Source organism: Micromonospora sp. CA-111912 (genome assembly GCF_050948415.1).
GTDB lineage: Bacteria > Actinomycetota > Actinomycetes > Mycobacteriales > Micromonosporaceae > Micromonospora.
Genome location: NZ_CP192007.1, coordinates 2023568 through 2050256, shown reverse-complemented (window position 1 = coordinate 2050256; position 26689 = coordinate 2023568). Strand labels below are relative to the sequence as shown.

General features: G+C 75.5%; 20 protein-coding genes. 9 read left to right on the top strand and 11 right to left on the bottom strand.

The genetic code is table 11. From position 1 onward, the window contains the following. Positions 1–15 precede the first annotated feature (15 nt). Positions 16–2121 carry a CHAT domain-containing protein gene (locus ACQPZO_RS09330; RefSeq protein WP_433348821.1) on the top strand — a complete coding sequence of 702 codons (2106 nt, stop codon included), beginning with the start codon at positions 16–18 and terminating at the stop codon, positions 2119–2121. Between the two features lie 45 nt (positions 2122–2166). Here the strand turns inward: ACQPZO_RS09330 and ACQPZO_RS09325 are convergent, their stop codons facing one another. From ACQPZO_RS09325 to ACQPZO_RS09315, 3 genes are read right to left on the bottom strand one after another with little or no spacing between them, the layout of a single operon-like run. Beyond that, a complete protein-coding gene (locus ACQPZO_RS09325; protein ID WP_433348819.1) occupies positions 2167–4155 on the bottom strand; it encodes a caspase family protein in 1989 nt (662 codons plus the stop codon). Then, a complete protein-coding gene (locus ACQPZO_RS09320; protein ID WP_433348817.1) occupies positions 4152–5456 on the bottom strand; it encodes a hypothetical protein in 1305 nt (434 codons plus the stop codon). Before ACQPZO_RS09320 ends, ACQPZO_RS09325 begins: the two co-directional genes overlap by 4 nt. Then, positions 5453–6994, bottom strand: coding sequence for a VWA domain-containing protein (locus tag ACQPZO_RS09315; protein ID WP_433348816.1), 1542 nt, complete (start codon positions 6992–6994; stop codon positions 5453–5455). The genes ACQPZO_RS09320 and ACQPZO_RS09315 overlap by 4 nt, the downstream gene beginning before the upstream one ends. Positions 6995–7128: 134 nt before the next feature. Between ACQPZO_RS09315 and grpE the strand changes: the two genes are divergently transcribed. The 7 genes from grpE to ACQPZO_RS09280 are packed head-to-tail and all read left to right on the top strand — an operon-like array spanning position 7129 to position 17494. After that, on the top strand, positions 7129–7794 hold the full coding sequence (grpE, locus tag ACQPZO_RS09310; protein WP_433348814.1) for a nucleotide exchange factor GrpE: 666 nt from the start codon (positions 7129–7131) through the stop codon (positions 7792–7794). A 38-nt stretch (positions 7795–7832) separates the two neighbouring features. After that, complete coding sequence (locus ACQPZO_RS09305; RefSeq protein ID WP_433348812.1) at positions 7833–9503, top strand: Hsp70 family protein; 1671 nt, start codon at positions 7833–7835, stop codon at positions 9501–9503. A gap of 4 nt (positions 9504–9507) precedes the next feature. Further along, complete coding sequence (locus ACQPZO_RS09300) at positions 9508–12168, top strand: hypothetical protein (RefSeq protein ID WP_433348810.1); 2661 nt, start codon at positions 9508–9510, stop codon at positions 12166–12168. Position 12169: 1 nt separating this feature from the next. Then, entirely contained in the window at positions 12170–13363 is a 1194-nt protein-coding gene (locus ACQPZO_RS09295; RefSeq protein ID WP_433348808.1) for a hypothetical protein, read from the top strand. Next, positions 13360–15759, top strand: a complete 2400-nt coding sequence (locus ACQPZO_RS09290) for a GTPase-associated protein 1-related protein (protein WP_433348806.1) — start codon at positions 13360–13362, stop codon at positions 15757–15759. Before ACQPZO_RS09295 ends, ACQPZO_RS09290 begins: the two co-directional genes overlap by 4 nt. 3 nt (positions 15760–15762) lie before the next feature. After that, positions 15763–17316 carry a TRAFAC clade GTPase domain-containing protein gene (locus ACQPZO_RS09285; RefSeq protein WP_433348804.1) on the top strand — a complete coding sequence of 518 codons (1554 nt, stop codon included), beginning with the start codon at positions 15763–15765 and terminating at the stop codon, positions 17314–17316. After that, entirely contained in the window at positions 17309–17494 is a 186-nt protein-coding gene (locus tag ACQPZO_RS09280; RefSeq protein WP_433348802.1) for a hypothetical protein, read from the top strand. The genes ACQPZO_RS09285 and ACQPZO_RS09280 overlap by 8 nt, the downstream gene beginning before the upstream one ends. A 2-nt stretch (positions 17495–17496) precedes the next feature. Here the strand turns inward: ACQPZO_RS09280 and ACQPZO_RS09275 are convergent, their stop codons facing one another. The 7 genes from ACQPZO_RS09275 to ACQPZO_RS09245 form a co-directional block, all read right to left on the bottom strand. Next, positions 17497–19371, bottom strand: a complete 1875-nt coding sequence (locus tag ACQPZO_RS09275) for an AAA family ATPase (protein WP_433348800.1) — start codon at positions 19369–19371, stop codon at positions 17497–17499. After that, positions 19368–20594, bottom strand: coding sequence for a hypothetical protein (locus ACQPZO_RS09270; RefSeq protein ID WP_433348798.1), 1227 nt, complete (start codon positions 20592–20594; stop codon positions 19368–19370). The genes ACQPZO_RS09275 and ACQPZO_RS09270 overlap by 4 nt, the downstream gene beginning before the upstream one ends. Beyond that, a complete protein-coding gene (locus ACQPZO_RS09265; RefSeq protein ID WP_433348796.1) occupies positions 20591–21265 on the bottom strand; it encodes a 4Fe-4S single cluster domain-containing protein in 675 nt (224 codons plus the stop codon). Before ACQPZO_RS09265 ends, ACQPZO_RS09270 begins: the two co-directional genes overlap by 4 nt. Continuing rightward, the gene (locus ACQPZO_RS09260; RefSeq protein WP_433348794.1) at positions 21262–22308 is read right to left on the bottom strand and encodes a hypothetical protein; all 1047 of its coding nucleotides are present in this window, start codon (positions 22306–22308) and stop codon (positions 21262–21264) included. Before ACQPZO_RS09260 ends, ACQPZO_RS09265 begins: the two co-directional genes overlap by 4 nt. Next, positions 22305–23084, bottom strand: coding sequence for a protein phosphatase 2C domain-containing protein (locus ACQPZO_RS09255; RefSeq protein WP_433348792.1), 780 nt, complete (start codon positions 23082–23084; stop codon positions 22305–22307). The genes ACQPZO_RS09260 and ACQPZO_RS09255 overlap by 4 nt, the downstream gene beginning before the upstream one ends. After that, the gene (locus ACQPZO_RS09250; protein WP_433348790.1) at positions 23081–23836 is read right to left on the bottom strand and encodes a vWA domain-containing protein; all 756 of its coding nucleotides are present in this window, start codon (positions 23834–23836) and stop codon (positions 23081–23083) included. The genes ACQPZO_RS09255 and ACQPZO_RS09250 overlap by 4 nt, the downstream gene beginning before the upstream one ends. A gap of 169 nt (positions 23837–24005) precedes the next feature. Beyond that, positions 24006–24824 carry a hypothetical protein gene (locus ACQPZO_RS09245; RefSeq protein ID WP_433348788.1) on the bottom strand — a complete coding sequence of 273 codons (819 nt, stop codon included), beginning with the start codon at positions 24822–24824 and terminating at the stop codon, positions 24006–24008. Positions 24825–25301: 477 nt separating this feature from the next. On the opposite strand from ACQPZO_RS09245, the gene ACQPZO_RS09240 reads away from it, so the two are divergent. Further along, on the top strand, positions 25302–26384 hold the full coding sequence (locus ACQPZO_RS09240) for a hypothetical protein (protein ID WP_433348786.1): 1083 nt from the start codon (positions 25302–25304) through the stop codon (positions 26382–26384). On the opposite strand, the gene ACQPZO_RS09235 is transcribed toward ACQPZO_RS09240, so the two are convergent. Then, entirely contained in the window at positions 26304–26672 is a 369-nt protein-coding gene (locus tag ACQPZO_RS09235; RefSeq protein WP_433348784.1) for a hypothetical protein, read from the bottom strand. The two genes, ACQPZO_RS09240 and ACQPZO_RS09235, sit on opposite strands and share 81 nt — an antisense overlap. Between the last annotated feature and the right edge of the window lie 17 nt (positions 26673–26689).

Genomic DNA, 26689 nt, shown 5'->3' with positions numbered 1-26689 from the left:
CAGGAGAGGGAGACCGTGGCAGAGGACACCGAGAAGGAGCTGAGGGCCCGGCTGGCCCGGCTGACCGGAGCCGCCCGCACGCGCCCGCTGCTCGAGCTCTTCCAGATCCTCGCCGACCGGTACTGGCGTGCCGGACCCGGGCGGCCGGCCGCCCTGCCCGCGCTCGACGAGGCGGTCGACTGCCTGACCGAGGCGTACGGCCATCTCCGGCCCGGCGACCCGATGCGGGCACAGGTCGCCAGCCAGCTGGGGTGGTTCCTCGGCGCGCGGCAGATGGCGCACGGCGGGCCGGAGAGCGACCGGCAGCGGGCGGCCGGGCTGCTGGAGGAAGCACTCGCGGCGACCAACCTGCCACCCATGTTCACGTGCATCGCGCGGATGACCCTGGGCCAGCTCTACCTGACCGCGGCGATCCGCGGGTTGCAGTCGCTCGACGTGCCGACCCTGCTGGCGGGAGGGGACCACGGGCCCGCCCTCACGGAGGTCGAACGGGCCATCGACTGTTTTCAGCAGGTGCTGGCCGATGACCTGCTCGGCGCGGAGGTGACCGAGGGGGCGAAGGCCATGCTGGCGTGTGCCGAGGCGGTACGGGACCTGTTCGTCGGGATCGAGGCCGGCGCCGGCACCGGCATCGGCATCGACATCGACTTCGGGCCGATGATGCGGACGATGGCGACGCTGCAGGACGTGCAGCGCCGGATTTCGGACGGAATGGAAGCCGGCACGATGCCGCGGCTGCCGAACCTCCTCGGCGGGCGGGCGACGACCACCGTGGACCCGCTGGACTTTCCCGTCACGGTCCTGCGCGGGCCGGAGCCCGGGCCCGGCGACGGCGACCGCGCCAGGCGGTCGGCGGCCCCCGTCGACCTGGCGGCGCTGCGGCGCGCCCTGCGGGAACGGGTGGCGGGCGACGGCGACCCGTACGCCGCCCTCGCAGCCCTGCTGCGACCGGACGCGCCGCCGCCACCGGCCGGGCTGGTCGACGACCTGGTGGGACTGGCCACCTCCGTCACCCACGCGGCGGGCGCCACCGCCACCGCCGCCGACCGGATCGTGCTGGCCGTGGCGCTGTACCTGCGCGGTCGCGACGACGCCGACGACGGGTGGGGGGACGCCGACGACGACGTCCGGGCCGCCGCCGTGGCGTTGTCGGCCGCCGCGGACGCCCTGCCCGCCGACCCGTCCGGCGTCGTTCCGCTCGCCGTCGACCTGGCGAGGCTCCTCGACGGGCGCAACCCCGAGGGGCGGGTCGGCGACGCCCTCCACGACCGGTTCGTCCCGGTGGCGCAGGCGCTGCGCGGCGTCCGGGTCCAGGCGCTGGCCTGGCCCCGGCCGGACGGGACGCGCCTGCTGCTGCACACGGACGACGGCAGGTTCCGCGACGGCCGCCCCGACGGTGCCCTACCGCCCCGGGTCGTGGTCGTCGGCGCCGAGCCCCTGCCCGACGACGACGCGGTCATCTCCCACGTCACCTCCGCCCGGCAGGCGGGCGAGTTGGCAGGGCGGGTCCCGCTCCGGGTCACCGAGGCCCCGGTGCTCGTGGTGGACCCCCGGGGCGGCCACGACGAGGCGAGCCTGGTGCGCCTGTGCCGCCGCCTCTACCCCCGGGCGGTCGTCCTGGGCCGCGCCGACGGCGGCAGCGACGGCCCCGGCACGCCGGAGGAGGTACGCCGCCGCCTCGACGCGTCGATGCTGCACCTGACCTGCGGCGTCAGCGCCGCCGGGGCGCTGGAGCTGGCCGGGCCGGCCGACCTGGGCCCCGCCGCGATCACCGGGCGGACGACGCGCACCGCGACCGAGGGCGGCCTGGTCGTCCTGCCGCCCACCGGCGACGGGTCCGCGCCGCTCGCCGAGGCGTTCCTGGCGGCCGGCTTCACCGGGGTGGTGGGCTGGGCCCGGCCGGTGCCCCGCCCGGTCGCCACGCTGATGCTGGCCGTCCTGCACACCGGGTTGGTCCGCGGCGGGCTGCGGCCGGCCGCCGCCGTCCGCGCGGTGCGCCGGTGGCTGGCATCTCCGGACCGCACGACGCCGGCCGGGCTGGCACCGGCCCCCATGGACGTCACCGGCCCGGCCCTCGCGGACCCGGCGTACCGCAGCGCCATGGTGTACCACGGGATCTGAGCGGGCATGGTGTTCCCGGGATCCGAGCCGACCGACGCCGCCGGCTCAGTTCCCGGGCCCGGGAACCTCGATCACCAAGGGGACGGTGACGGTCGCCCAGTCGTACGCGCCGTCCTCGGCGGACGCCACCAGGTCGCGGTGCGCGACGGCGCGACCGATCCGGTCGAGGAAGCCCTGGACGGCGAGCGGCCCCCGGGCGACGCCGCGCGGGTCGTCCAGCGCCAGCATCTCGAACGGCTCCGGGCTGAACTGCTCCTCCGCCACCACCAGCTTCAGCCAGTCCCGCGCCCGCCTCCCCGGTTCGACCACGGAGCCGGCCGGCAGGGTCACCACCACCCGGCGTCCCCGCAGGGCCGCCGCACGCCCACCCGGAACGACGTGGTCGCCCGGAAACAGGTCGGCGTGGACCCGGAATCGCTCGGTCAGGTTCAGCAGGACGCAGAACAGCCGCCGGTCGCTGCGGTTGTGCAGCCGGACGAAGACGGTGGGCGGCACCCACCCGGCCGGGCCGGGCTCGTAGCGGAGCTTGATCACGCCGTCCCCGTCCGCCTCGACGGGCGGACGGGTGAGCGGCGCGATCGACTCCCCCGGTCGCGCCGCGACCACCTCGACGGCCACCGCGCCCGCCAACCCGGTCACCGGGTTGGCGAGGTCGCGCAGCTGCCGCCACCGGGCGATGTGTTCCAGCGCCCGGACGGCCCGCCCCGCCCCGCCGCCGCCGACGCCGGTCAGGTCCCCGGTCAACCGGACGCCGTGCCGGTCCTCCACCCTGGCCACGCCCGGGCTCGGCGTCCGTACCCGCAGTTCCGGGACCGTGTCGGTGCCCGCCGGATCGACCGGACGCAGGTGCGCCGACGGCCCACCGCCCGGCCCGGCCGTGCCGAGCGCGGCGAGCACGGCGGCAGCGGTGGCGCGGTCCTGGTCCACGCCGCCCACCGCCACGGTGGTGGCCGGCAGCGGGACCCGGCTGAGCACCACCCGGTACTGCCTGTCCGGCTCGGGCCGCCATCCCACCGGCTCCACCAGGCTCCGTTCGGCGAGCACCTGGACGACCTCGGCCTCCCGCGCCGGCGACCCGCCGACGACGGCGACGCGGGCCGCGCCCGCCGTGGCGTCGGGCGGCGGGAACAGACCGTGACAGCTTCCGGCGTTCACCTCCCACCCGTCGCGGGCGTACCGCAACACCAGGCCCGACGACGGCGGCGCGAGGCGTCCGCCGAGAAAGGGCCGGTCGGCGATGCCGCGACCGGGCGGAACGAGCTGCGGCACCTGCTGGTACGCGTTCTGCTCCACCTCGGCCTGCGCGGCGACCAGCAGGTCCCGGTACGTCGCCGTCGGGCCGAGCCGGCCGAGGGCGCGCAGCAGCGCCCAGCTGAACAGCCCCCGCCGCCGGCCACCCAGGTCCATCTCCTGGGCCGCCTCGTGTGACCGGCTGGCGGCCAGGAGGACGTGGTCCGGCGCGGGCGGTGACGGGGGCTCGTCGCCCGCCAGCTCCGGCAGCAGCAGCTCCCGCCCCGGCGACGCCGGCATCGGCTCCACCGCGCGGGCCCGCGCGCCCGGTTCCCGACCCTCAAGTTCCCGGGTGGCGCCCGCGGAGTGGCAGCTGTCGAGCACCACGGCAACGTGTCCCGCCCGGCGGGCGACGCCGTCGAGCAGGATCGACAGCTCCTTGTCCAGCAGGTCGGGCACCCCGCCGTGGCGACTGTCCGCGCAGACCAGGGTCTGCACCAGGTGGGACGGTTCGGCGTACCACCACTGCGGGGCGGGAGCCTGCGACCCGTGGCCGCTGAACCAGAACAGGGCGGTGTCCACGGAGCGGGCCCGGCCGAGATGGGACCGCAGCGCCCCGATCACCGCCGCCCGGGTGGCCTGCCCGTCGGACAGCACGAGCGCGTCGAGGTCGACGCCGGGTGCTGTGCGGGTCTGCAGGTAGGCCAGGGCGTCGTCGATGTCGGTCCGGCACCCGCGCAGGTCGGGCACCGCCGGTGAGCGATATCTGTCGATGCCGACCAGCAGGGCGTACAGGGTGCTCATCCGGCCTCTCCCGGGCCGACGTACAGCCAGCCGTGTTCGACGAAGTCCTTGGCCGGCAGGTCCACCGTGACCGGGGCGAAGTCGGCCGGCAGGGGCGGTTGGGTCGCGTGCGCGATGACGTCCTGGAACAGCACGTCGGGCAACCCGAGGACGAAGTCGACCGCCGGTCGGGCGGCCAACGCGTCCCGTAGGGGCGGGCTGTCGAGGATGCGGTGCACCGCGACGGCCGCCACGCCGACCCAGCCGTTGGCCGCCGCCTTGACCAGTCCCCGGTGCAGCGCGACCCGCAGCCGCAGCCGGTCCGCCGGTGCCCGGCCGGTGTTCAGCTCCCGCAGGTGCCGCTCCAGGCCGCGCACCAGGCGGGAGATCACCACGGCCTCGTCGATGCCGACCGGCAACACGGTGAACTGGCCGTCGCCCTGCGGTTGGGGGGTGACGTCGGAGTCCGCCACACCGGCCGCCCGCCGCGCCAGGGACAGCAGCGCGACCAGGTCCCGCTGGACCTCCTCGGCGGCGGCGGTGCTGCGTCTGCTGTAGCCGGACACGTCGGCGGCCATGCACAGCCGGACCGCCGCGCCGTCCACGGGGCAGCCCGGGGAGAGCGTCTCGTCGAACCGCACCGACTCGCGCAGGCCGGCGCTGTACCGCTCCCGGCCGCCGGCGACCCGCACCCGGACGTCGAGGGTTCCGGCGACCCGCGTCGTCCCGGCCGGTAGCTCCAGCAGCGCGTGCATGCCGTGGGCACGGGGCACCAGCAGCTCGCCGCGCGGGTCCTCGTACGTCCAGCCGAACTCGTGGCGGTGGATACCGAAGACGTGGGCGCGGGACGTTGCCGCCCGGCTCGCCAGCCGGCGCAGCCAGCCCGGACGGGTCCGGGCCGCCGCCACGACGTGTGCCGCGGTCGCCGACGCCGGCTCGGCGTCGTCGGCCGGGTAGGTCAGGCCGAGCGCGCCGCCGTCGCCGTCCAGCCGCGCGGCCAGCGCCCGCTCGTCGGCCAGTGTCACCTCGAAGTACGCGGCCGTGTACCGCTGCCCCCTCGGCAGGGCGTCGAGGTCGAAGGCGAACAGCGCCCCGACGTACGACCCGCCCGTCGCCTCGGCCCGGCGGCGCAGGTACACCGGCAGGTCTCGAACGGGCACGGGGTACAGCAGGGGCCGCCCGCAGCGCACCGGGATCGGGGCGGTGGCCGACCCCCCGTCCGGGGCCCGGTCCCCGGTCGGGACCAGTTCGCCGTGGGCGAGCAGGTCGGCTTCCCGTAACTCGTCGACCGCGCCCTCGCGCCGGTCGTCCGCGCCGGTCACCGGGCCACCCCCGGGATGCTCGCCACCCCGCCGCGTCGCACGGGCGCGGCATGCCGCCAGGTGAACGCCGCACCGCCCAGTTCCACGGTCTCGCCCGGGCCGCAGGTGCCGGCCTGCCGGCCGACGGCCGAGCCGTCCGGGGAGTAGCGGATCACCAGGCGGATCTCGGCGGACGCGGCGGAGGCACGGGACGCGGTCACCTCGCCGTACCCGGGCAGTCCCGCCGATCCGGCGGTGAGCGCGGCCCGCCGGCCCGCCAGCGGCAGCTCGCGATCCTCCCCGTCGGGCGCGCGTACCAGCAGCGTCCCGGCGAGGGGCGGGGCCAGCCGCCGCCGGCGCACCCACCATCCGACCCCGGCCAGGACCAGCAGCAGGACGCCCCCGGCGGCCCACCACCCGAGGCTGCCGCGCTCGGCGGAGAGGGACACCCGGGTCGCCCCGCCGTCCAGTCGCGGCGCGAAGGTCAGCCCGAGGTCACCGGTCAGCACGTCCGCCCACGGTGAACCCACGTCGCCACTGAGGGTCAGCGTCGTGCTCGCCGTGACCTGGGACAGCGGCGCCACCCGGCGGGGTCCGGCGTCCCACTCGACGGTCACCGGCACGGTCGCGGTGCCGCCGACGGGCAGCTCGACCGGGCCGGCCGGCACCGTGACCCGGACGTCCGGCCGGTCACTGCGCACGGCGAGGTGATCGACCACCAACGGGATTCTCGTGGCGGTCGACCGGAGCCGGACCTCCAGCCGGGTCCGGCCGGCGGCGATCCGGCCGGCGGCGGCGGGCCAGTTCACCTGGATGCCGTGGGCAGCGTCGTCGCCGAGCACGCTGCGGGCCTTCGCCGCCCGGGCTGCGGACTTGGGCTGTTCCAGCTGCTCGCCCAGCCGGTCGATCGACGCGGGCGCGAGAATCCGGGCACCCGGGTAGACCCTGGCCAGCAGCGGCGCGCCGGTCGACCCCGCCAGGGGCACGGCGTAGGCGTTCAGGGAGGTCTTCCGCAACGACCGGCCGGCCCCGGCCAGCTGGTTCCACGCATACCCCTGCTCGAACGGGTAGGCGCTGCCGGCCGGCGGGTCGTGCCGCCCGTCGGTGAGCATGACGACCGTGGCGATCTGCGGCGAGCCCTGGCGGTTCAGCAGCCGCAGGCTCGTCTCGATCGCCGCGCCGATGTCGGTGTGCCGCCCGTCGGCGGTGCGCGGCAGCTTGCCGACGACCTGGTCGGGGGAACGACCGGCCGGGCCGTCGTGGACCACCCTCGCCGAGTCCGCGAAGGTCACCAACGCGATCCGGTCGTCCGGCGCGAGCGCGGCGAGGAACGACCGCAGCGACGCCTTCACCCGCTCGTACCGCCCGCCCTCGCGCATCGAACGGGACACGTCCACCAGCACCACGTAGTCGCCCGCCACCCGGTTGACGCCGAGCGCCGCGTACACCTCGTCACCGGTCGCCGGGGCCGCCATCGCCGGGCCGCCGGGCAGGACCACGGCGGTCAGTGCCGCCAGCGCCGCCAGGAAACCCGCGGCCGTACGTCGAACACTGCCCACCTGATCGTCCTCCGCCCGTGCCGTCCGTCGACTGTGCCTGACGGACGGGACCGCCCGACGCCGGCGACGCGGTCCGTCAGACATGACCGAGACGCCCGCCGCGGCAGCGGAAGGGACCACGGAGGGAGCACGGGGTGCACGAGGAAGCGCAGGGTCCCGCCGAGGAGGAACCCGCCGTCGGGGCGGGTCCGCAGGAACCGGCGGTCGCCCCGGAACCCGCCACGGGCCCGGACCGGCTCGACGAACTGGCGCAGCGGCTGGGCGACGAACTGGCCGGGCTCCGGGCCGAGGTCGCCCGCGAACACCATCGCGCGGCGGCCCGCGAGCAGGTCATCGACCGGCTGCACGAGGAGAACCAGCGGCTGCGCGCCGGCGAGCGGCTGATTCTGCTCCGCCCGCTGCTGACCGACCTCCAGCGGCTGCGCCACGACCTGCTGCGCACCGCCACGGGACTGCCCGCCGGGTTCACCGCCGCAGCGGCGGCGGACCTGCTGCGCAGCTATGCCGCCAGCGTGGAGCTGACCCTCGAACGGGCCGGTGTCACCGTGCTGGTCCCGGTGCCCGGTGCCGCGTTCGATCCGTCGACGCAGCGGGCCACCGGGACGGTGCCGGCCGTCGACCCCGGCCAGGAGGGAACCGTCGCCGAAGTCGTCCTGGACGGCTACCACGACGTCGAGGCCGGGCGCACGGTCGTGCCCGCCGCGGTCAGGGTCCACCGCTGGCTCCCCGACCCGGATCCCGCCCCGGCCGGGACCGGGCCGGAGCCCTCGAGCGCCACCCAGCCCACGCCCAACCCGTGACAGCTCAGTGAATAAGCGGACCAGCGGACAGGAGCACCATGTCGGACGAGAGCCTGACCTTCTTCGGCATCGACCTGGGTACGACGTACTCGGTCGTTTCGTACATCGACGAGACCGGTCGGCCCGCCGTCGTCCGCAACGTCATCACGAACGACGAGACCACCCCGTCGGTCGTCTACTTCGAGGAGGGCACCGGCGAGGTGGTGGTGGGCGAGGCCGCCAAGCGGGTGTCCCGGCTCTACCCGTCCCGGGTGGTCGAACGGGTCAAGCGGAGCATGGGCAGGGAGGCCCAGTGGGAGTTCGACGACACCACGTACACCCCTGAGTCGATCTCCGCGCTGATCCTCAAGCAGCTGGCCCAGGACGCCGAGTACTACACGAAGCGCCCGGTGAACCAGGTGGTGATCACGGTGCCGGCGTACTTCGGCCTGTTGGAGCGGGACGCCACCCGCAACGCCGGCAGGATCGCCGGCCTGGACGTCGTCGAGGTCGTGCCCGAGCCGGTCGCCGCCGCCCTGCAGTACGACCTCAACGGCGAGACCACCCGGACGGTCCTGGTGTACGACCTGGGCGGCGGCACCTTCGACACCACGGTCATCCGGATCGACGCGAGCGCCGTCGAGGTGCTCTGCACCGACGGCGACCAGCAGCTCGGCGGCGCCGACTGGGACGCGCGCCTGGTCCAGTACCTGGTCGACGAGTTCGTGGGCCACGCCGGGCCGGCCGACGATCCGACCCTGGACGAGGAGTTCATGCAGGATCTCGCGCTGACCGCGGAGGAGGTCAAGCAGCAGTTGTCGACCGTCACGTCGCGCCGGGTGCCGATGCGCTACGCGGGGGCGTCCACGTCGGTGGAGGTCAACCGGGAGACGTTCGAGGACATCACGCGGGACCTGCTCGACCGGACCGTCGAGTACACCGAGCGCACCCTGAACACCCTGGGCGACAAGCTGGGGATCGCCGATCCGGCGGCGGCCATCGACGAGGTGCTGCTGGTCGGTGGCTCCAGCAAGATGCCGGCCGTGGCCCGGCGGCTGGCCGAGAGGTGGGGCTGGACGCCACGCCTGCACGACCCCGACCTGGCGGTGGCCAAGGGCGCGGCCCGCTTCGCGCTCAGCCGGGCGCTGTGGGCGTGGGACGGGCAGGGCGCGGCGCCGACCGCCGAGGAGAAGCAGCAGCGGGCGTCGGCGCTGGCGCTGGCGCTCGGAATGGACGAGGAGTCGCTGACCGCCAGCGCCAACAGGCGGATCGTCACCGTCCTGCCGAAGTCCTTCGGCGTGAAGCTGCAGGACACCTCGGCGCCCGACTGGCGGTCGCAGCCGGAGAAGATGTACGTCGAGCACCTGGTCCACGCGAACGAGGCGCTGCCCATCGAGGGCCGCGAGCTGGACGCCCGGACCATCGAGGACGGCCAGACCGCCGTGCAGATCGAGATCTACGAGCAGGCTGGCGCCGCCGAGAGCCCCGACCTGGCGGCGAACAAGCCGGTGGACCGGGGCGCGGGGGTCATCGGCGGCCTGCCGCCGCTGCCGAGGCACTCGCCCGTCGCCATCAGCATGGGCGTGAGTGTGGGGGGAGAGCTGAGGCTGCACGCGGTCGAGCCGGGCTCCGGGCAGGAACTCACCATCGAGGTCCAGGTCAGCGTGCTCAGCGAGGACGAGGTGCACCAGGCCCGGGAGGTCGTCGCGGCACTCACGGTACGGGGCTGAGCTGATGGCGTTCGACCAGCGCGCGTACCTGCGGGACGTGATCATGCCGCTGCGGGACCAGCCCGGCGGGCTGGCGCCCACGGACCTGGCCCGGCACTACGCGGTCACCCCGGACATGTCCGCGGCCCAGCTCCGAGAGCACCTGACGGCGATCCGGCGGCTGTGGAACCAGCGCTCGGGCGGCGTCGACGCGGGGGCCCGGGTCTGCGCGCAGCTGTTCAGCCGGGACGAGCAACTGCGCGCCGAGCACGGCGCGGACATGTTCGAGCCACGCTGGTGGCGGGACCGGGCCGAGGAGCACGACCGCGGGTCCCGCGCCGAGTCCGAGCGGTTCGCCCGGGACCTCGCCCGGGCGTACGGCGCGCTGGGCCGGATCACCCGGGGCCAGCTCAAGGAGATCGCCGGGCACTGGCCGGGCCTGGACACGGGCCAGATCGACGAGGCGGTCCGGCGCGCCGGCCTGGCGGTGGTGGATCCGGTCGAGCTGCCCACCGGCTCCGGCATGGAACGCACGGCGTACCGCGCGCTGGTTCGGCTCCAGGATCTGCTCGGCGTGCCCACCGTCGTCCAGGTGGTGCACCCCGACGGTGCGCCGTTCCGGCTGCTCGGCCCGGAGGCGGTGGCGCTCGACGCGGCCACGGTGCGCGCCCGCGCGCAGGAGGCGAACCGGTTGGCCGACGCCACCGCGGTCCGGACCCGCAAGGAGGCCCTGGGTCTGCTGGAGCGGGCCGTGAGCGACGGCGTGGACCTGCGGGCGCTCGCGGTGTTCCAGGTCGTCGAGCGGCTCCGCGCCGGGCGGGCCAGGGGAATCGCGGACGGCATGCTGGTGCCGATCGCCACCGACGCCGGGCTGGCGCAGGGCGACGCCCAGTCGGTGGTCGCCAGCCTGCCGGTCGACGCGGAACCCGAGGTCGGCCCGGCGGACAGGATCCGTGACCTGGTCGCCGACGGGCAGCTCCTCGCGGCCCGGCAGGCCCTGGCGGTGCTGCCGGCCGACGATCCGCACCGCGACGAACTGCGTAGTCAGGTCGAGGCCCTGCTGGGCGAGGTCGAGTCGCTGCGGCGGGCGGCCGACGAGGCGGCCCGGACGGAGCGCGAGGAGGAGGCGGCCCGGCTGCTGCGCTCGGCCCTGCGCATCGCCGGTGACGACGACGGTCTCGCCGACCGGCTGGGCGCGCTCGCGCCGTCGCCCCCGCGCGACCTGTCGGCGCGGGCGGTGGACACCGGTGTCCGCCTGACCTGGACGGCGCCGCCCACCCCGGCGGCGGAGGTGCGCTACCGGGTGGTCCGCGCCGACCGGATTGTCCGCTCGTCGGCCGACGGCGAGGTGGTCGTGGAGGGCTCCCTGACGGAAGCGACGGACGGGGCCCCGCCGCCCGCCCGGCCCCTGCACTACGGCGTCTTCGCCAGCGTCGGCGGCGACTGGTCACGACCGGCGACGGTGCGGATCCTGGTGGTGCCGCCCGTGCTGGCCGTGCGGGTGTGGGTGCGCCCCGACGGGATTTCCTGCGCCTGGCGGGCGCACCCGGCTGCGGAGGGCGTGCGGGTGCGGCGCACCCTCGGCCGGCCACCGGTCTCCCCGCAGGACGGGGAGCCGGTGACCGCAGGCCACACCGGGCTCTCGGACGACACCGGCGACGGCAGGACCGACCGGTACTACGGCATCGTCACGGTCTACCGCGACGAACAGGGCGAGGAGGTCACCTCGCCGCTCGTGGTGGCCCACGCGGCGCTGCGCGACGCGGCCCCGCCACACGTGGAGCGGCTGCGGGCCCACGTCACCGCGGTCGACGCGCAGACCGCGACAGCCCACCTCGCCTGGCTCACCCCCACCGGCGGCACGGTGTCGATCCGCAGGTCCGAGCTGACCCCGTCGTGGACGGTAGGAGAGCGGATCCGCCGCGACGAGATGGAGGGGTACGGCGAGGCGCTGGTCAGCGACCGGCTGGAGCAGGGGGCGGAGACCCTGCTGGAGGTGACCGTGCCGAGCGGGCGGCTCGTGTACGTGCCGTTCACCGTCGACGCGGCGACCGGGACCGCCGTGGTGGGCGAGCCGGTCCTGCTCGGGGTGACCGAACCGGTCGGGCAGCTCGTCGCCCGCCGCACCGGGGACGAGGTCAACGTCGCCTGGGTGTGGCCGTCCTCGGTACACCTGGCGGAGGTCACGTTCACGCCGCCGCACGGCCCGCCGGTGGTCCGGCGGCTGACCCGTGGGCAGTTCACCGAGTCGGGCTGCCGCATCCCGGTCTCCTCCGGCGGCGGCCGGGTCTCCGTCCGGACGGTCGAGCGCGGCCCGGCCGGGGAGACGTTCTCCGTCCCCGAGTCCGTGCCGGTCGACCGCGTCCCCGTGGCGGTCGGGTACCACCTCCAACGCGCCGGCGGGCCTTTCAGCCGCAAGCGGCTGCTGAGCGTCGACGTCGACCGGCCGTGCGAGGGGGTGGAGCTGCTCCTCGTGGCCGCGCCGGGCCTGGCCATGCCGGTACGCCCGGAGCAGGGCACCGAGCTGGCCCGGGTGACCGGCCTCTCCCTGCGGCCGGACACGCCGTGGCAGCTGCCCTTCACGATGCCCTCCGGCCTGGCCAGGCCGTACTGGCTGCGTTGTTTCGTGATCCAGCCGACCGGGGCCCGGGTCACCGACCCGATCCACGAGATGAAGGTGTCCTGACATGCCCACGCCCTCCTGCCCGTACTGCTACGCCAAGATCGACCTGCGAGCGCCGTGGTTCCGGTGCACGGGGCGTCGGTCGCCGGGCAAGGACCCGTGCAAGCCCCAGTGGGACGAGGCCAGGGACCGGGAGATCGGCATCAAGGAGCTGGTGCTGCCGTCGTTCCCGGGGACCCGTCGCGCCCTGCGGGCGGTGACTGCCTCGGCGTGTCCGCACTGCGGCACCGAGTCCGCGGTCAAGGTCTGCCCGACCTGCCACAGCCGGCTGCCGGCGACGTTCGGCGAGGGGCGCAGCCCGCTCATCGCCATGGCGGGCGCGCGGCACACCGGCAAGAGCGTGTACCTCAAGGTGCTGTCGCACCAGTTGCGACACGGCATGGGGCAGCGCTTCGGCGCCGACGTCCGGCTGGTCGGCGACAGCCAGTTCCGGGCCGAGACCGGCGGCGGCCGGGACTTCCTCGACCCGGCCGGCGCGCTCTTCCCCGACGGCGGGCTCTACCAGCGCACCGGCCAGGCGGAGTTCGGCCGGCGCGAGCCGATCGTGTTCGCCTGGCGGCAGAACCGGGGGATCACCGGCCACGAGACCACCTTCCTGTCCTTCTTCGACACCGCCGGGGAGGATCTGATCGACCAGGAGACGGTCGACAACCTGCGCTACCTCGGCGCGGCCGACGCCCTCATCCTGCTGCTCGACCCGTTCATGATCCCGCAGGCGCGGGACCGGATCCGGCTGCCCGCGTCGGCGGTCGACACGCACGCCAGCACCATCGACGTGGTCAGCCGGGTGACCGAGAACCTGCGGATCAGCCACCGGCTCGGTGGCCGCCGGAACATCACGATCCCGGTGGCGGTGGCGTTCGCGAAGATCGACGCGTTCTTCGACGTGTTGGGCCCGGACCATCCGCTGGTCCGCCGGCCGGTGCCCGGTCCCTCCTACGACGAGCAGGCCGGGCGGGTCACCCACGAGCACGTCCGCGCGTTGCTGCACGAATGGGGGGCGGACGACATCGACACCCACCTCACCCTCAACTACCGCCACTTCCGCTACTTCACCGTCTCGGCGCTCGGGGCCGAGCCGGACTACGACGAGAACAAGGTCGACGCGCGCGGGGTCCAGCCGTTCCGGGTGGACGAGCCGCTGCTGTGGCTGCTCAGCGAGTTCAACGTGGTGCCGCGCACCAGGGCCGCCCGATGACCGGTCGGTTCGAGACGTTGGTCTACACCGACTGCCGCCCCGGGCAGGGGCTCAAGGGCGGCGCGGGGTTGCAGTTCCAGGCCCGGTCCTCCGACGAGGCCGCTGCCGGGGAGGACCTGGTCAGGAACAACCTGCTCTACGAGCCGCCGTCGTCGTGGATGGCCGACCGGAGGCCCGTCGCGCAGTACCCGCCCTCGTTCGCGCACATCCGGTCCGGCGGCCTCCTGGCCACGGCGTCGGGGGTCTACCTGGGTCGCGAGGCCAACGGCACCCGGGAGGGCAACCAGCTCACCCACGCCGTCGTCACCACCGACCCCGCCAGCTACGACGACCTGCGGCCGGCGCAGCTGTTCCGCGCGGCGTTCTGGTCGGCCGAGCCGGCGCCGACGACCCGCAGCGCACCGGTGGCGCTCACCGACGGGGTGGGTGCCGCCCTCTCCCCCGCCCACGCGCGGGACTTCGTGCTCGCCCAGCCGGACGGCCCGGTGACGCTGCTCGCCCTGGTCTCCGCCCTCGCCGAGGCCGGGCGGCCCGGCCGGCGGCGGGTGCTCTTCGTGGGCGACGACACGGCGTCGGTCGTGTCGTGGATCGTCGCGGGCACCCTCCTCGTGCCGCGTGAGCGGGCACTGGAGTTGGGGTTCAAGGTGTTCTCGACCGATCCGGCGCGTTCCGCGCTGCCGATCGTCGCGGTGCTGCCGGAGTTCGCCGGCCCGGCCGCCCGGGTCGACAACGAACTCGGCTACGCGGTGTTCGACCTGTGCCGGCACGCGCACACCCCGGTGGCGCCGACCGCCGCCGCCCGCCGCTGGGTGGACCTGTTCCTCACGGAGGACCCCCGGGACGTGGTGGACGCCCTGCGCGTGGCGACCGAGTCCGGGATCACCGTCGCGGGCGGGCGGTCGGACGAGGCCGCCGCCGCACTCGGGCTGGCCGCCATCCTGCACCGCAGACCGGACCCCCGGCACGCCGAGGCCATCGTGGGCTGGTTGCGCACCGGGCCGGCGGGGATGCGCCGCGCGTACGGCATCGACGTCGCCGACCTGTTCGCCGAGACCCCCGAGCGGTGGCCGCAGGAGGTGCTGGTGCTGCTCGACGAGGTCGGCTGCGACGGCCTCGTGCCCGGCCGGGCCGCCGAGGTCCGGCTCGCTCTCATGATCAGCGAGGTCGAGGCCGCCCGAACCCGGGGCGTGCTGACGGATCGGCCGCTGCCCGCGCTGCCGGCCGGCGAGTGGGACGCGGACCACGACGAGCAGGCTCGGCAGATCCTCACCGAGGCCCTCACCTCGGGGGTGCCGCCGCCGCGGTTCGCCGTCCTGCTGCGGGTGGCCGCCCGGTTCCGCGTCGGTGTGCGGTGGGACGACATCCAGGACGCCGCCGAGCCGTTTGTCGGGTACTGGGCGGATCATCCCCGGGAGATCCGTCCTCGCGGCTGGCCGTGCGAGGCCGTGCTGCACGATCGGCTCATCGCTGTGCTGGGCGAACGCGCCCTGCTCGGCGAGACGGCCCAGGCCAAGATCGGTGACACCTGGCGGGAGTCGCTGCTTCCCCGCGTCAGCACGTTGCGGCCGCAACTGGCGGAGGCGGTGCTGGGCGCGACGGTACGACACGGCGAGAACCGTTCCGCCGTCGTCGAGCGCCACCTCCGCGAGGTTCGGCACGATCCCGGGTGGTTCTCCTGGACGGCGGGGGCGTTGTGGAGCCAGGCCCCGCCCACGACCGCCGAGCTGGAACTGCTGCGGGACCTCGCTCCGGCGGGCTCCCGGCCGCCCGCGTGGGTGTACCGCCAGCTCGTCGCGCAGGTCACCGGCAGCGCGGTGCCGAGCCCACGGCTGCTCGACCTCTGCCGGGCGCTGCTCGCCGGTGGGCTGATGACGGCCAACCCGCAGGTGCGTGGGGAACTGGAGGACGACGGCACCCTGACCGCCATCGTCGCCGAGTTGCGCCGGGGCCCGGACGGTGAGCGCACCGCGACGCTGCTGCGGCACCTGCGCGGGTGCTCGCCCCGCCTCGTGGAGATGCGGCAGGCCGACGTCGCGTCGGTGCTGGCGCGGGTGGTCGCCTTCCGGGCCCTGGACGCGGTGCTCGACCGGCACCCGGCCCTGCTGGCGCCCCTCGTCTCCCGGCTGACCGACGCGCTGCGCCACGAGGACGCCGTGGCGCCCGCCGTCCTGTCCTACTACCTGCTCGCGGGCGGGCCCGCTACCCCGCAGGCGACGCCGCTCGAACAAGCCCTCGGGCACTGGCTGACCCGGGCCCAGGACGAGCAGATCGAACGCGCCAGCCGGTACTTCGGCCAACTCGACAGCGCCTGGCGTGACGGCTGGCAGCGACACGTCGACGCGTACCGCCATCGGCGCCGGGGCTATCGGCTGACCCACCCGTTCGGGCGTCGGTGACCGATGCCGTACATCTGGCTCTTCATCTATGTGGCGGCCTGCGTGGCGTGCCTGGTCTTCGTCTCCGCGCCGCTGGCCATCGTCGGAGTGGGCGCCGGACTGGTCGGCGGCCTGGCCCTGGTGCTCGGGCTCGCCGGCGTCGTCCTGCTCGGCCGGGCGTCCTGGGCCCGGGTGCGCACCCCCGAGCAGGTCCGCCGGGGCGCCCTGCCGGGGCGGGTGGCGCCGGCCTTCGTCCGCCGCGACCGGGCCTGGCCACAGTACTTCGCCGCCCAGGTGCTGCTCGACGTCCGCGCCGTGGCGGACCGGGCCCTCACGATCACCGGTCGGGTCTGGACCCGGCCGCTGCCGTGGGCGCGGGCCCACCAGGCCTGGTGGCCGCTGTACGTACCGGTCGTCGCCGTCCAGCTCAGCGTGTCGCTGGGCGTCGCCGCCGGGGTCCTGGGCGTCGCGCTGGTCACGGCGGGTGTCACGGCGGCGGCCTGGCTGGTCGGCGGGGCCGCGGTCCAGCTGCTGCGCGGGGCGGACGCGGGCTGGCAGGCGGTGCGGCACTCCCGGGCCAGTTGCCGGCACTGCTACGAGCTGGCGGCCGTGCCCGCGTACCGGTGCCTCGGGCCGCACCCGACGGAGGACCGGCTGGCGGGCGACGACCTGCACCGGGACCTGCGGCCTGGCCGGCTCGGCGTGCTGTGGCGGCGCTGCGGTTGCGGCTGGCGGCTGCCGACCACCGTCCTGCGGGCCGCCTCCAGCCGCCGACTGGAGGCGTACTGCCCGAGCTGCGGGGAGGCCCTGCTGCCCGGTGCCGGGGTGGTCACCGACGTCCGGATGCCCGTGTTCGGCCCCGCGTCGGCCGGCAAGACCCAGCTGATCATGTCGGCGCTGGTGGGGCTGCACCACGGCGGGGAGGAGGCCGGCGCCGACGTGTCCCTCCCCGACGAGCGCGACCGGCAGCGGCACGAGACGTACGCCCGGCTCCTGCGGGACGGCGGGTCACCGGCGAAGACGGACGCCGGCGGGCCGCCCGTCGCCGTCACGCTCCGGCTGGCCCTCCGATCGCGGGTCGTGCTGGTGCACCTCTTCGACGCGGCGGGCGAGAACCTCGTCGACCGGGAGCAGAACGCCCGGCTGTCCTACCTCGACCACGCCCGCTCGCTGATCTATGTCCTCGATCCGTTCTCGGTGCGGCGGGTGCGCGACGAGTACGCCGAGGGCGCGCCGGACGTCTTCGCCGCGGCGAACCCGGCGACGCACGACCCGGAGGACGCGTACAACGCCACCGTGCAGCGGTTGCAGGACTACGGCGTCCGCACGCGCAGCCGGCGGCTGGCATTCGTCGTGTCCAAGGCGGACCTGCTCGGGAAGCTGTCGGCCGGCCCGGCGGAACCGGACGGGGTGCGGGCGTGGCTGGTGGACAACGGGTTGCACAACCTCGTCCTGGCGGCCGAGCGCGACTTCGGCGAGGTGCGCTTCTTCCTGGTCTCCGGTCGAGACCCGGGCCGGGAGGGCGGTTTCGGGCCGGCGAGTTGGATCCTGGCACGGGATTGGGGCGGCCTTGACTGACGGCGGACGACAGCAGCTCCCACCGGCCCACCGTGCCGCGCGGCTGGCGATCCTCGTCGCCCTGGCCGGCGCGCTGGTCGCCGGCCTGCTCGCGGACGACCTGACCGGCGTCGTCGGTGCGGCCTGCCAGCGCGGCGCGAGCGTCATCGCCCAGCTCTGGGCACCACTGACCCGGTGAGGTCAGGCGTCGCGGATCACCGTGCCGTGCGGCCCGACCGACAGGTGCAGGGAGACCTGCCCGGGATGGTCGAAGACGTGCCCCACCAGAGGGTCGCGCACCAGGCGGTCCAGGACGTCGCGGATGCTGCGCACCCCGAGCCGCAGCGCCTCCGGCCGACGCATCACCTCCTGCACCCGCAGCACGACGGCCTCCTCGTCGACGGTCAGTCGCACGCCCTGGCGGCCCGCGCTGGCGGTGAGCTGCGCCAGCAGTTTGCGGACGATGCGATCGACGAACTCCGGTCGCAGGATGTCGAAGACGGTGATGCCGCCGCCCAGCCGGCCGAGCAGCTCGGGCCGCCCGAGCCCGGTGGTGAAGTGCTCCCGTACGGCCCGTTCGAAGTGCGTGGTGACCGTGTCGTAGTCGGGCAGTTCACCGCCGTCGAGCCAGCCGTACGTCTCGGCGGCCCCCAGGTTCGACGTGAAGATGATGATCGTCTCGGAGAAGTAGGCGGTGTTGCCCAACGCGTCCGTGAGCCGACCGTCGTCGAGCACCTGGAGGAACTTGTCGAACACCGAGGCGTGCGCCTTCTCGATCTCGTCGAAGAGCAGCACGCTGAACGGGCGCTGGCTCACCCGGTTCGTCAGCTCCCCGCCGCGTTCGTGGCCGACGTACCCGGGTGGCGCTCCGGTCAGCCGCTCCGCGGAGTGCGACTCGGCGAACGTCGACATGTCGAACCGGGCCAGCGCGGTCTCGTCGTCGAAGACGAACTCGCTCAGCGCCCGGGCGAGCTCCGTCTTGCCGACGCCGGTGGGCCCGACGAAGAAGAAGATCCCCTTGGGGCGTGACTCGGAGCTGTGCGGGTCGGCCACGAAGTCGATGCCGACGGTGGCGGCCGTCAGCGCCCGGCGGACCCGTTCGACCGCGACGGGCTGGCCGACGACTCGGTCCTCGACTGCGGGGACGAACCGGGTGAGCCGGTCCCGGACCTGTCGCCAGGGGTCCCGACGGGGGCCGAAGAGGGTGCGCTTCATCAGCGTCCGGGGCTCGTCCAGCGGGATGCGCTGGAGCTTGCTCATCCGCCACAGGCCGTCCAGTTCGGTGACCGCCATGCCCTCGCTGAGGTTGGCCAGCACCCTCAGGTCGTCGGAGGCCCGCTGGGCGTCGGCCGCCTGGTGGAAGTGGCGGGCCTGCTGGTGCAGGTACACGTGCCGCTCGTCGAAGGTGGGCAGCGCCGCCTCGACCACCTGGACGTACGGCCGGTCCCGGTAGAGCCAGGCCGGCAGGGTGCCCAGGTCGTCGGCGACCAGCACGAGCAGGTTGCGCACCGCGCCGGTCTGGGCCGCCTCGGTCATCGCCTTGGCCATGGTGCCCAACAGGCGGCGCTCGGCGTCCCCACCCCGGTCGGGCGGGGCGAGCATCAGATCGACCATGTCGACGATGAACGCCGACGAGGTGGCGCCCTGCCGCAGCACCGTGCGGATCGCGGCCAGCGCGTCGTACGGATTGCTCAACGTCGGTGCCGGGGCGTCACGCAGCGCTGCGGCGAACCGGTTCCGGACCGCGCCGGCGCGGCCGGTCGACGCCGGCGGCTCGGGCTCGGCGGACCGGTCGCCGCCCACGGCGGTCAGCCGCTGGAACTCCCGCTCGTCGTCCGGGCCCGCGAAGCTCAACCCGTCGATCAGGTCGTAGTAGCCGGTGAGCTGGTAACCGAAGACCGACAGCAGCCCGGTGACCGCATGGCGCAACGGCTGGAACGACCGGTCCCACCGGACCAGGTCACGGACGTTGCCGTGGATGATCACGTGCCGGCCCCGGGCGATCTCCGCGGTGACCCGCTCCAGCCAGGGCGCGGCCGGTCGGGCCGTGGGCCGACCCGGCGAGCCGTCGCTCACTGCCGGTTCCGGTCGTCGTGGCCGGCGCGCTCCTGGGCCTGCCGGGCGGGTGGCCTGGGCCTGCCGGGTTTGCCCTCCCAGTGCAGGCCGTCGGCGGCCACGCCCTGCCGGTCGAGCTGGGCGTGGAAGCGTTCGAGCAGTTCCTCGGTCAGGTCGCAGCGGGCGTTCTCGCCGTCCGGCGAGGTCTCCACGACCGTGTCGACCCCGTCGCTGCGGTACTCCAGCCGGTTGCCCTGGCCGTCATCGGCGTGCACGGTGAGCTCGATGGCCGACCCGTCGGCGCGCTGGGCGACGAAGACCACCGTCGCGTCCCGCTCCGTCAGGCTGCCCGGCACCACCCGCAGGCCGGCGGCGGGCAGCGCGGCGCTGGCCGCCTCCACGATGACCGCCATCCGCTCCAGCTGGTCGAGGCGGGCGTCGACGTCGGCCGTCACGGCCTCGACGCGGCGGCGCAGCCCGTCCACCCGGTGCTCCCAGCGGCTCAGGTTCCCGGCGTCCCGTTCCCCGCGCAGGTCGGCCACCTCGGCGCGCAGCTCGGCCGCCTCGGTCACCGCGACCCCCGCCGCCTCGGCGTCGGTGAGCACGACGGCCAACCGGCCGGCGAGCTCGTCGGTCTCCGTGGCCAGCCGCAGCAGCTGGCCCTGCCGGTCGCGGACCGTCTCCAGGTGCGCCCCGACGGCCCCGCCGAGCCGCCGGTGGGTCTCGGCGAATCTCCGGGCGTCCCCGGTGCGGTCCTGCGCCTCGGCCCGCAGCGCCGCGACGGACCGGTGCCCGGCCGGGTCGAGGCGTTCGCCGTCGACCAGCTCGCGCAGCGGTTCGAGGATGAGGTCCAGGGCGCGGCCGTGCTCCCGGCGGGTCAGCTCCCCCGCCACGGCGGCGGTCAACGCGTCCGCACGGCGTTCCGCACCGCGCAGCTCCGTGCCGGTCCGGGCGAGCCCGGCCTCGTCGGCGGGCCGGGGCAGCGCGGCGACCCGGGCGGCCTCCGCGGTCACCTCGATGCCCTGGGGCAGCGCCCGGGACGTGTCGGCGAGGTGGCGTAGCCGCGCCGTCAGGGCGTCCCGGCGCGCGGTCGCGGCTGCGATGCCGGCGTCGAGCCGCCGCCGGCGGGCCTCCTCCCGGCGTCGTCGGCGTTCCTCCTCGCGTCGCCGCCGGGCGGCCTCCACCTGGGCCCGGCGGGCGGCGTCGAGCGCGACGGTCGTGTACTTCGGGCTTCCGGACATCATCGGCCTCTCTCGTCGGTCGGCGCGGGATGGTCGGGCGGTGGCGCGGCACCGTCGGGCGGCGCGAGCACGACTCCCCGGGCCGCCATGGCGGCCTCGAACCCGGCGCGGAAGTCGGCCACCGGCGGTACACCGATCCACTCGACGCCGTCGCCGGTCAGGTGCAGCTCGATCCCCGCCGAGACGTCCCGGTCCGGCGGCGCGTGCCGATCGGTGAGGAGGTGCAGCCGCTGGTTCGCGGAGCCGCGCCACCTGAGGTCGGCGTGGCGGGCCGCCACGTAGGGACCGTCCACGAGGATGTCGAGCTGCCCCAGCAGCCGCCGCTGGTCCGAGTCGCCGTGCCGGCGCAGGTGCTCGATCGGGTATCCGCTGAACGACATCACCGACCAGTCGCGGCCGGCCCGGATCCGGTCCACCAGCGCGCTGAGCCCCGCCGCCTGCGCCATCGGCTCGCCGCCGGAGAACGTCACGCCGGTGATCTCCGGCGGCAGGCCGCCGAGCCAGCCGGCCAGGTCGTCGACGGTGCGGGTGGTCCCGCCGGTGAAGGGCAGGTCCTCGGGCGCGACGCAACCCGCGCACCGCAGCGGGCAACCCCGGACCCAGACGACCGCGCGCAGGCCGGGACCGAGCACGGCGGTACGGTCGGCGACCCGGCTGATCCCGATCGTCTTCATCGTCCGCCCCCGGGGAACGGATCGGGCGCTCCGGCCTCGACCATCCGGCACCAGGGGCAGTGCCGGGCCTCGCGCGGGTACACGTGGGTCGCCACGGCTGGGCAGGGCGTCAGGCCGTCCCTGGCGTACGCGAGGGCCGCCGCCCAGGACTGCGGGCCGGGGCGGGCGGCGGGCGCGGCGTGCCCGGCGTCGAGGGCATCGCCGAGCCGGCGGCGCAGCACCGCAGGCAGGGCCTCCGGCGGGACGGCGGCGGCGGGTGCCCGGACGTCGGCGCCGAGCAGCCGGCACCGGCGGAGCCGGACGTTGTCGACCTCCTCGACCGGCCCGGCGGCCTCGCGGGGTACGCCCCCGAAGGGGTGGAAGCCGAGGCAGGTGAGCTGACCCACCAGCACGGCCAGGGCCCAGTGGTCGCTGGCCGGTTCCCGCCTGCGCGGCGGCTCGTCCAGGTGCTCGGGCGCCGTGTACTCGGGCCGGGAGAACGGGCACGTCAGGTCCACCCCGGTCGCCGGGTCGCCCAGCTGCCAGCCGTCCGCGTCGATGAGGCAGACGCCCCCGGACGCGGAGACGAAGACATTCGCCGGCGCGAGGTCACCGACCACGTGCCCGCGCTGGTGCACGACGTGGACGACACGTGCCAGCTCCTCCGCCACGGTCAGCCACCAGGACCACGTCGCGCCGGGCAGCATCCGGGCCCGGACGGCCGGGTTGAACAGGGCCGGCAGCGGGGCGAAGCGCGGGTGGGCGAGCCGGGGCGCGGCGTAGCCGAGCAGCCGGCCGTCGTCGCGCCGGTGCACCGCGGCGCTCGGCCAGGCCACCAACGGCTGCCCGGCCCCCCCGACCCATCCGGCCGGGTCGGCGAGCATGACCCGCAGCCGGTCGGCCAGGTGCACCCGGTCCGCGCGGTGCAGCACCTTCACCACCGTGTCCGGCCGGTCCCGCAGCCCGAAGACCCGCCCCTGGGAGCCGGCCGACCCGACCGGGTCGCCCAGGCTGGCGGCCGACCGGCGGCCGTCCGGGGCGGTCAGCCACACGTCGAGGCTCATCGGGGCACCACCAGCACGAGGGTGCGGTCGTCGTCGGTGAGCGCGCCGACCTGCCGGCCGCAGAGCAGCCGGGTCAGCGCCGTCGGGTCCGGGTCGGCCGCCTCGACCAGCGCGAAGAGCTGCCCGAACGCGGCGGCAGCCGGCCGGTTGGGCCGCGTCCCGTCGTACTCGACGAGGAGGCTGTCCAGGCCGTCGGTGCACACGGCGAGCCCGGTCAGGTCGGGCAGCCGCGCGACCAGCCGGCGGGTATCCGCCACGGCCCGGGCCGTCGGCAGCAGCGCCGTCGCGCCGGGTGGCCGACCGGCGGCGTCCGGCGGGGCGGCCAGCAGGGCGAGGTCGCCACCGCCGGTGCGGACCACGACCACACCGTCACCGACGGCGAGCACGCCGACCCACGGCGGGTGGGCGACCACCACGGTCACCGTCGTGGCGAGGTCCTCGGGGCGGAACCCGCCGGCGGCCCGCGCCAGGGCCCGCGCCGCCCGCCGGAACCGCCGCAGGAGCTGGTCCCGTGCGGCGTCCAGCAGGGCGGACCAGGCGACGGCGGTCCCCGGTGGCCGGTCCCGGACGAGAGCGACGAGCACCTGCGTCGCCAGCGCGACGACCAACGACGCGCCGGCTGCGGCGCAGCGCCGCCCGCCGGCTCCGTCGGCGACGACGAGCAGCAGCACGCCGTCGACCTCCCGGACCGCGTACGCGTCCTGGCCGCTCACCCCGGCGCGGGCGTGCGCCCCGCCCGCGACGCTGCCGGCCAGGACCGACCACCGTGCCGTCACCAGAGCTCGTCCCCGTACACCTGGCTGCGCACCTGCTCGAAGTCGACGTGTTCGGACGTGGCCACGAGGATCAGGTCGAGCAGCTTCCTCAGGTCGAGGTCCGCCAGGGGGAAGTAGCCGCTGGGGGTGGCGAGTGCCCGCATCACCTCGTCGTCGACGCCCGGCACGCCGAACGCGAACAGCCGCATCCGCCCGGTCGAGCGCCACTGTTCCAGCCGTCGGGCGAGCGGTTTCCAGTCGTCCGTCGGGTTGCCCTCGGCGTCGGTCGGCGCGCCGTCGCTGACCAGGATCAGCCGTGGGCCGCCGGTCTGCTGGGCGTGGACCGTCTGCACGTGCCGCCGCCGTTGCTCCACGAGGGTCAGCGCCAACTCCACCGCCTCCACCATGGGCGTCGCGCCTCCCGCCACCAGAGGGGCCAGCTCCAGCCGCGACGCGGGTACGAAGGCCCCGCCGTCCTCGGCCGACGGCGTGCCGTCGCCGGACACCACGCTCACCCCGCCCGCGCCGAAGGTGACGACCACGAACTCGACGTCCCGGAGCGGCCCGCGGCCCTCGGCGCGCAGTGTCGGCAGCCAGCGGGCCAGCTCCCGGTTGAGCGCGTCGATGGCCACCACCCCGTTGCTCTGGGTGGCGGCCATCGAGCGTGAGGTGTCGATCAGCAGGGCCACGAACCGGCGCCGGTGCGTGTCGGTGACGAACTCGACCTCGTCCGGCTCGTCCGTGTCGTCCTCGAACAGCGCGAAGGGGTTCACCGGGGGGTCGCCCCCTCGGCCGGGTCCACGGGCGTCGCCGGGGGCCGTCGGACCACGTTGCGGGTACGGGACCCGTCTGCCCGCGACCGGGTGGGGAAACTCTCCACGTCCCTATCTGACGGACCGCGCCGCCGTCCCGCCCGCACGTCGTCGCCGCCCGGCCGCCGCGTCAGCCGTCCGGGCCGGCGGCGGCCCAGGCCAGGCCGTACGCGTAGCCCTGTTGCAGGCCGTCGAAGGCGGACGACACCTCGCCGATGCCGTCCGGGCTGAGCCGGTCCCCGCCCGGCGCGCGGTCGTCCACGGAACGCGGCGGCACGCCGTCCAGGCGCCAGACCAGCGCGGGGCCGCCTCCCGGCGGGAACCGCAGCCGTACGGTGCAGCGGGCGCACGGCGCGAGCGGCTGGAAGACGTAGTGCTCCCGGATCGGCTGGCCCGCCGGGACGCGGTAGTGCAGGCACAGCTCGTGCCGCTCCCCGGGTGCCAGGATCCGGGGCAGGGTGAGGACGAGCCGGAAGAACTGCCCGTCGTTGTGCCGGGTCACCTCCCGGATCCGCGCCCCGTAGAGGACGTCGACGGCGACGTCGTGCTCCGGGCGGTCGTCGCCCGGTCGCCGGGGCAGGCTGAACTGCACGGTGATCTCCCCGACGGGCCGGATCGCCACGACGTCCCGCGTCTCGTAGAGCTCGGGTGACGGCGTGTCGAGCCGCAGCAGCGCGTGCATGCCGTGCAGGTGCCAGGACGGGCCCGTGTCGGACGGGGCGTCCGCGACGGCGGCGCCCACCAGCCGGGCCACCGCCTCGTCGATCCGGCGGCGCGCCGTGCGCTGCTGGCACGACAGCTCGCGCGCGAGTTGGTCCGTCCGCCGGTCCAGCCGCAGGTAGGAATGCTCGGGATCGAGCGCGTACGCCAGCACGAGGGCACGACGCAGGTCGGTGGGCATGTCGGCGGAGAGGGCCAGCAGGGTGGCCCGCACCTTCGCGCGTACCACCGGGTCGGGCTCCGCCGGCGAGATGCCGCACAGGTCGGCCAGTCGCGGCCCCAGGCGACGGAGCAGGGGGCTGCTCTGCAGACCGGGCCCCCGACGCAGCTCCAGCAGTTCCTGCCGAAGCCCGTCCTCGTACGAGGGGCGGGGTTCGCTCCCGGGGCGCAGGGTCGTCTCCTCTCTGCGGTGGTCCGTCAGGACGGTGGGGAGGCTACCGGTCCGCAGCCGGCGGCGCGGCCCGTCCGGCTCCGGCTGTCCACTTCACGACCATTATCTGACCAGCAGATTGGCAATCGTCTGGCCAGTGCCGATCGGGAATTGACACGAGTATTGGCGGGGCCACGAGCCGCCGCTTCGCCGGCCGGGGACAACGCGCGGCGCGCACATCCGACACATTGGTATCGATCACCGACAAACCTCTTTCCATCTGCAAATTGCAGATGACAACCCCCGTAGCTCGGTGCCTGTTCCGGGAGGAGCGTCATGACGAACGCGAATGACACGGCCTCGCTGCCGTCCCCGCGCGCCGCCACCGATACGCCGACGATGGGCAGGGCGCTGCTGCCCCGCCCCCGGTCCGCGGTGAGGGAGCTGCGCGACCTGGCCCGCCGGGGTGACCTGGCGTCCCGCGCGGCGTCCACGTCACCCGCGGCCCGCGCCCGGCTCGTCAGCGCCGCGTACGACATCGTCTGGCCGATCGTCTTCCAGCGGGTGACCCGACCGGTCGAACGCCGGCGGGGCCACTGGGCCTGCGCGACCGCGGTCCAGATGCTCGCCGACGACTGCCTCGACCGCCACCACGACGACGTGGAGGCCGTCGTCACCGACCTGATCGCCAACGCCAAAGTGCCGATCATCGACGTGGAGCGCTGGGTGTCCGCCCGGCTCACCGCCGCCACCGTCGACGGTCACCGCCGCCGGCGTGGCCGCCGCGGTGCGCTGCAACGCCCCCGGGTGCCGGGCTGGCTCGCCGCCGAGCTCGGCGAGGACCCCTGGCTGACCGACCTCGCCGTGCAGATCCTCACCTGGGTCGGCGTGAGCGCCACCGCCGGCACCCAGCTCTGGCCGTTGGACAGTTGGGCGCAGCGGCGGGAGTCGGTGACCGGCGACCTGACGGGCGGCGACGGCCCGACGGTGTCCCGGGAGGTCGACCGGGTGCTGGCCGCCATGCGGAGGCGACCGCGCTGGTACGCCGACTACGTGGAGCGTCCGCTCGGCAGCAAGCGCCCCCCGGTCCTCGCCGCGCCGGGCGACGGGGTGGCGGACCCCCGCCCGCTGCTGCCCGTCGGCCCGCCGGAGCGCGCCGAGGCCCAACTGGCCGACCTCGCGTCCGCCGCCGTGTCGGCGATCACCCGAGGGCTGCGCTCCGGAGCGGACCCGGCGGCCACGGTGGTGGGGGTCCTCGGCACCGTCTTCGGCACGGGCACCGGGAGCGACGAGATCGACCGGACGCCCGACGGCGCACCGCGCCCCGACGAGTGGGTCTCAGCCCTGCTCGACGACGCCGATGCCGTCCGACGCGTCGTCGACGAGGTGCTGCGCGTCATCGGTGAGGCCCCCCAGTAGCCAGAGCGCCCGGGCCCGGTCGGTCACCAGGGCCGCGAGGGCGGCCGGGGGCACCCCCGCCGCCCTCGCTGCGCGCCACGCCTCGGTGAGCTCGCGCTCCAGGAGCCGCCGGAGGCTCTCCCGGTGCCCGGGCGAGAGCTCCCCCGGCGCCGGGGCAGGTTCGTGGCCCGCCGAATCGTCGGGGCTCACCGCCTCGCCGCCCGCCGGCCGGTGACCCCGGCCCGCCGCCCGCCGGCCGTCGTGCCCCGGTCCGGCCGCTCGGCCGGGCGGTCGGACGGTCTTCGCCACTGCTCCTCCGATCCGTG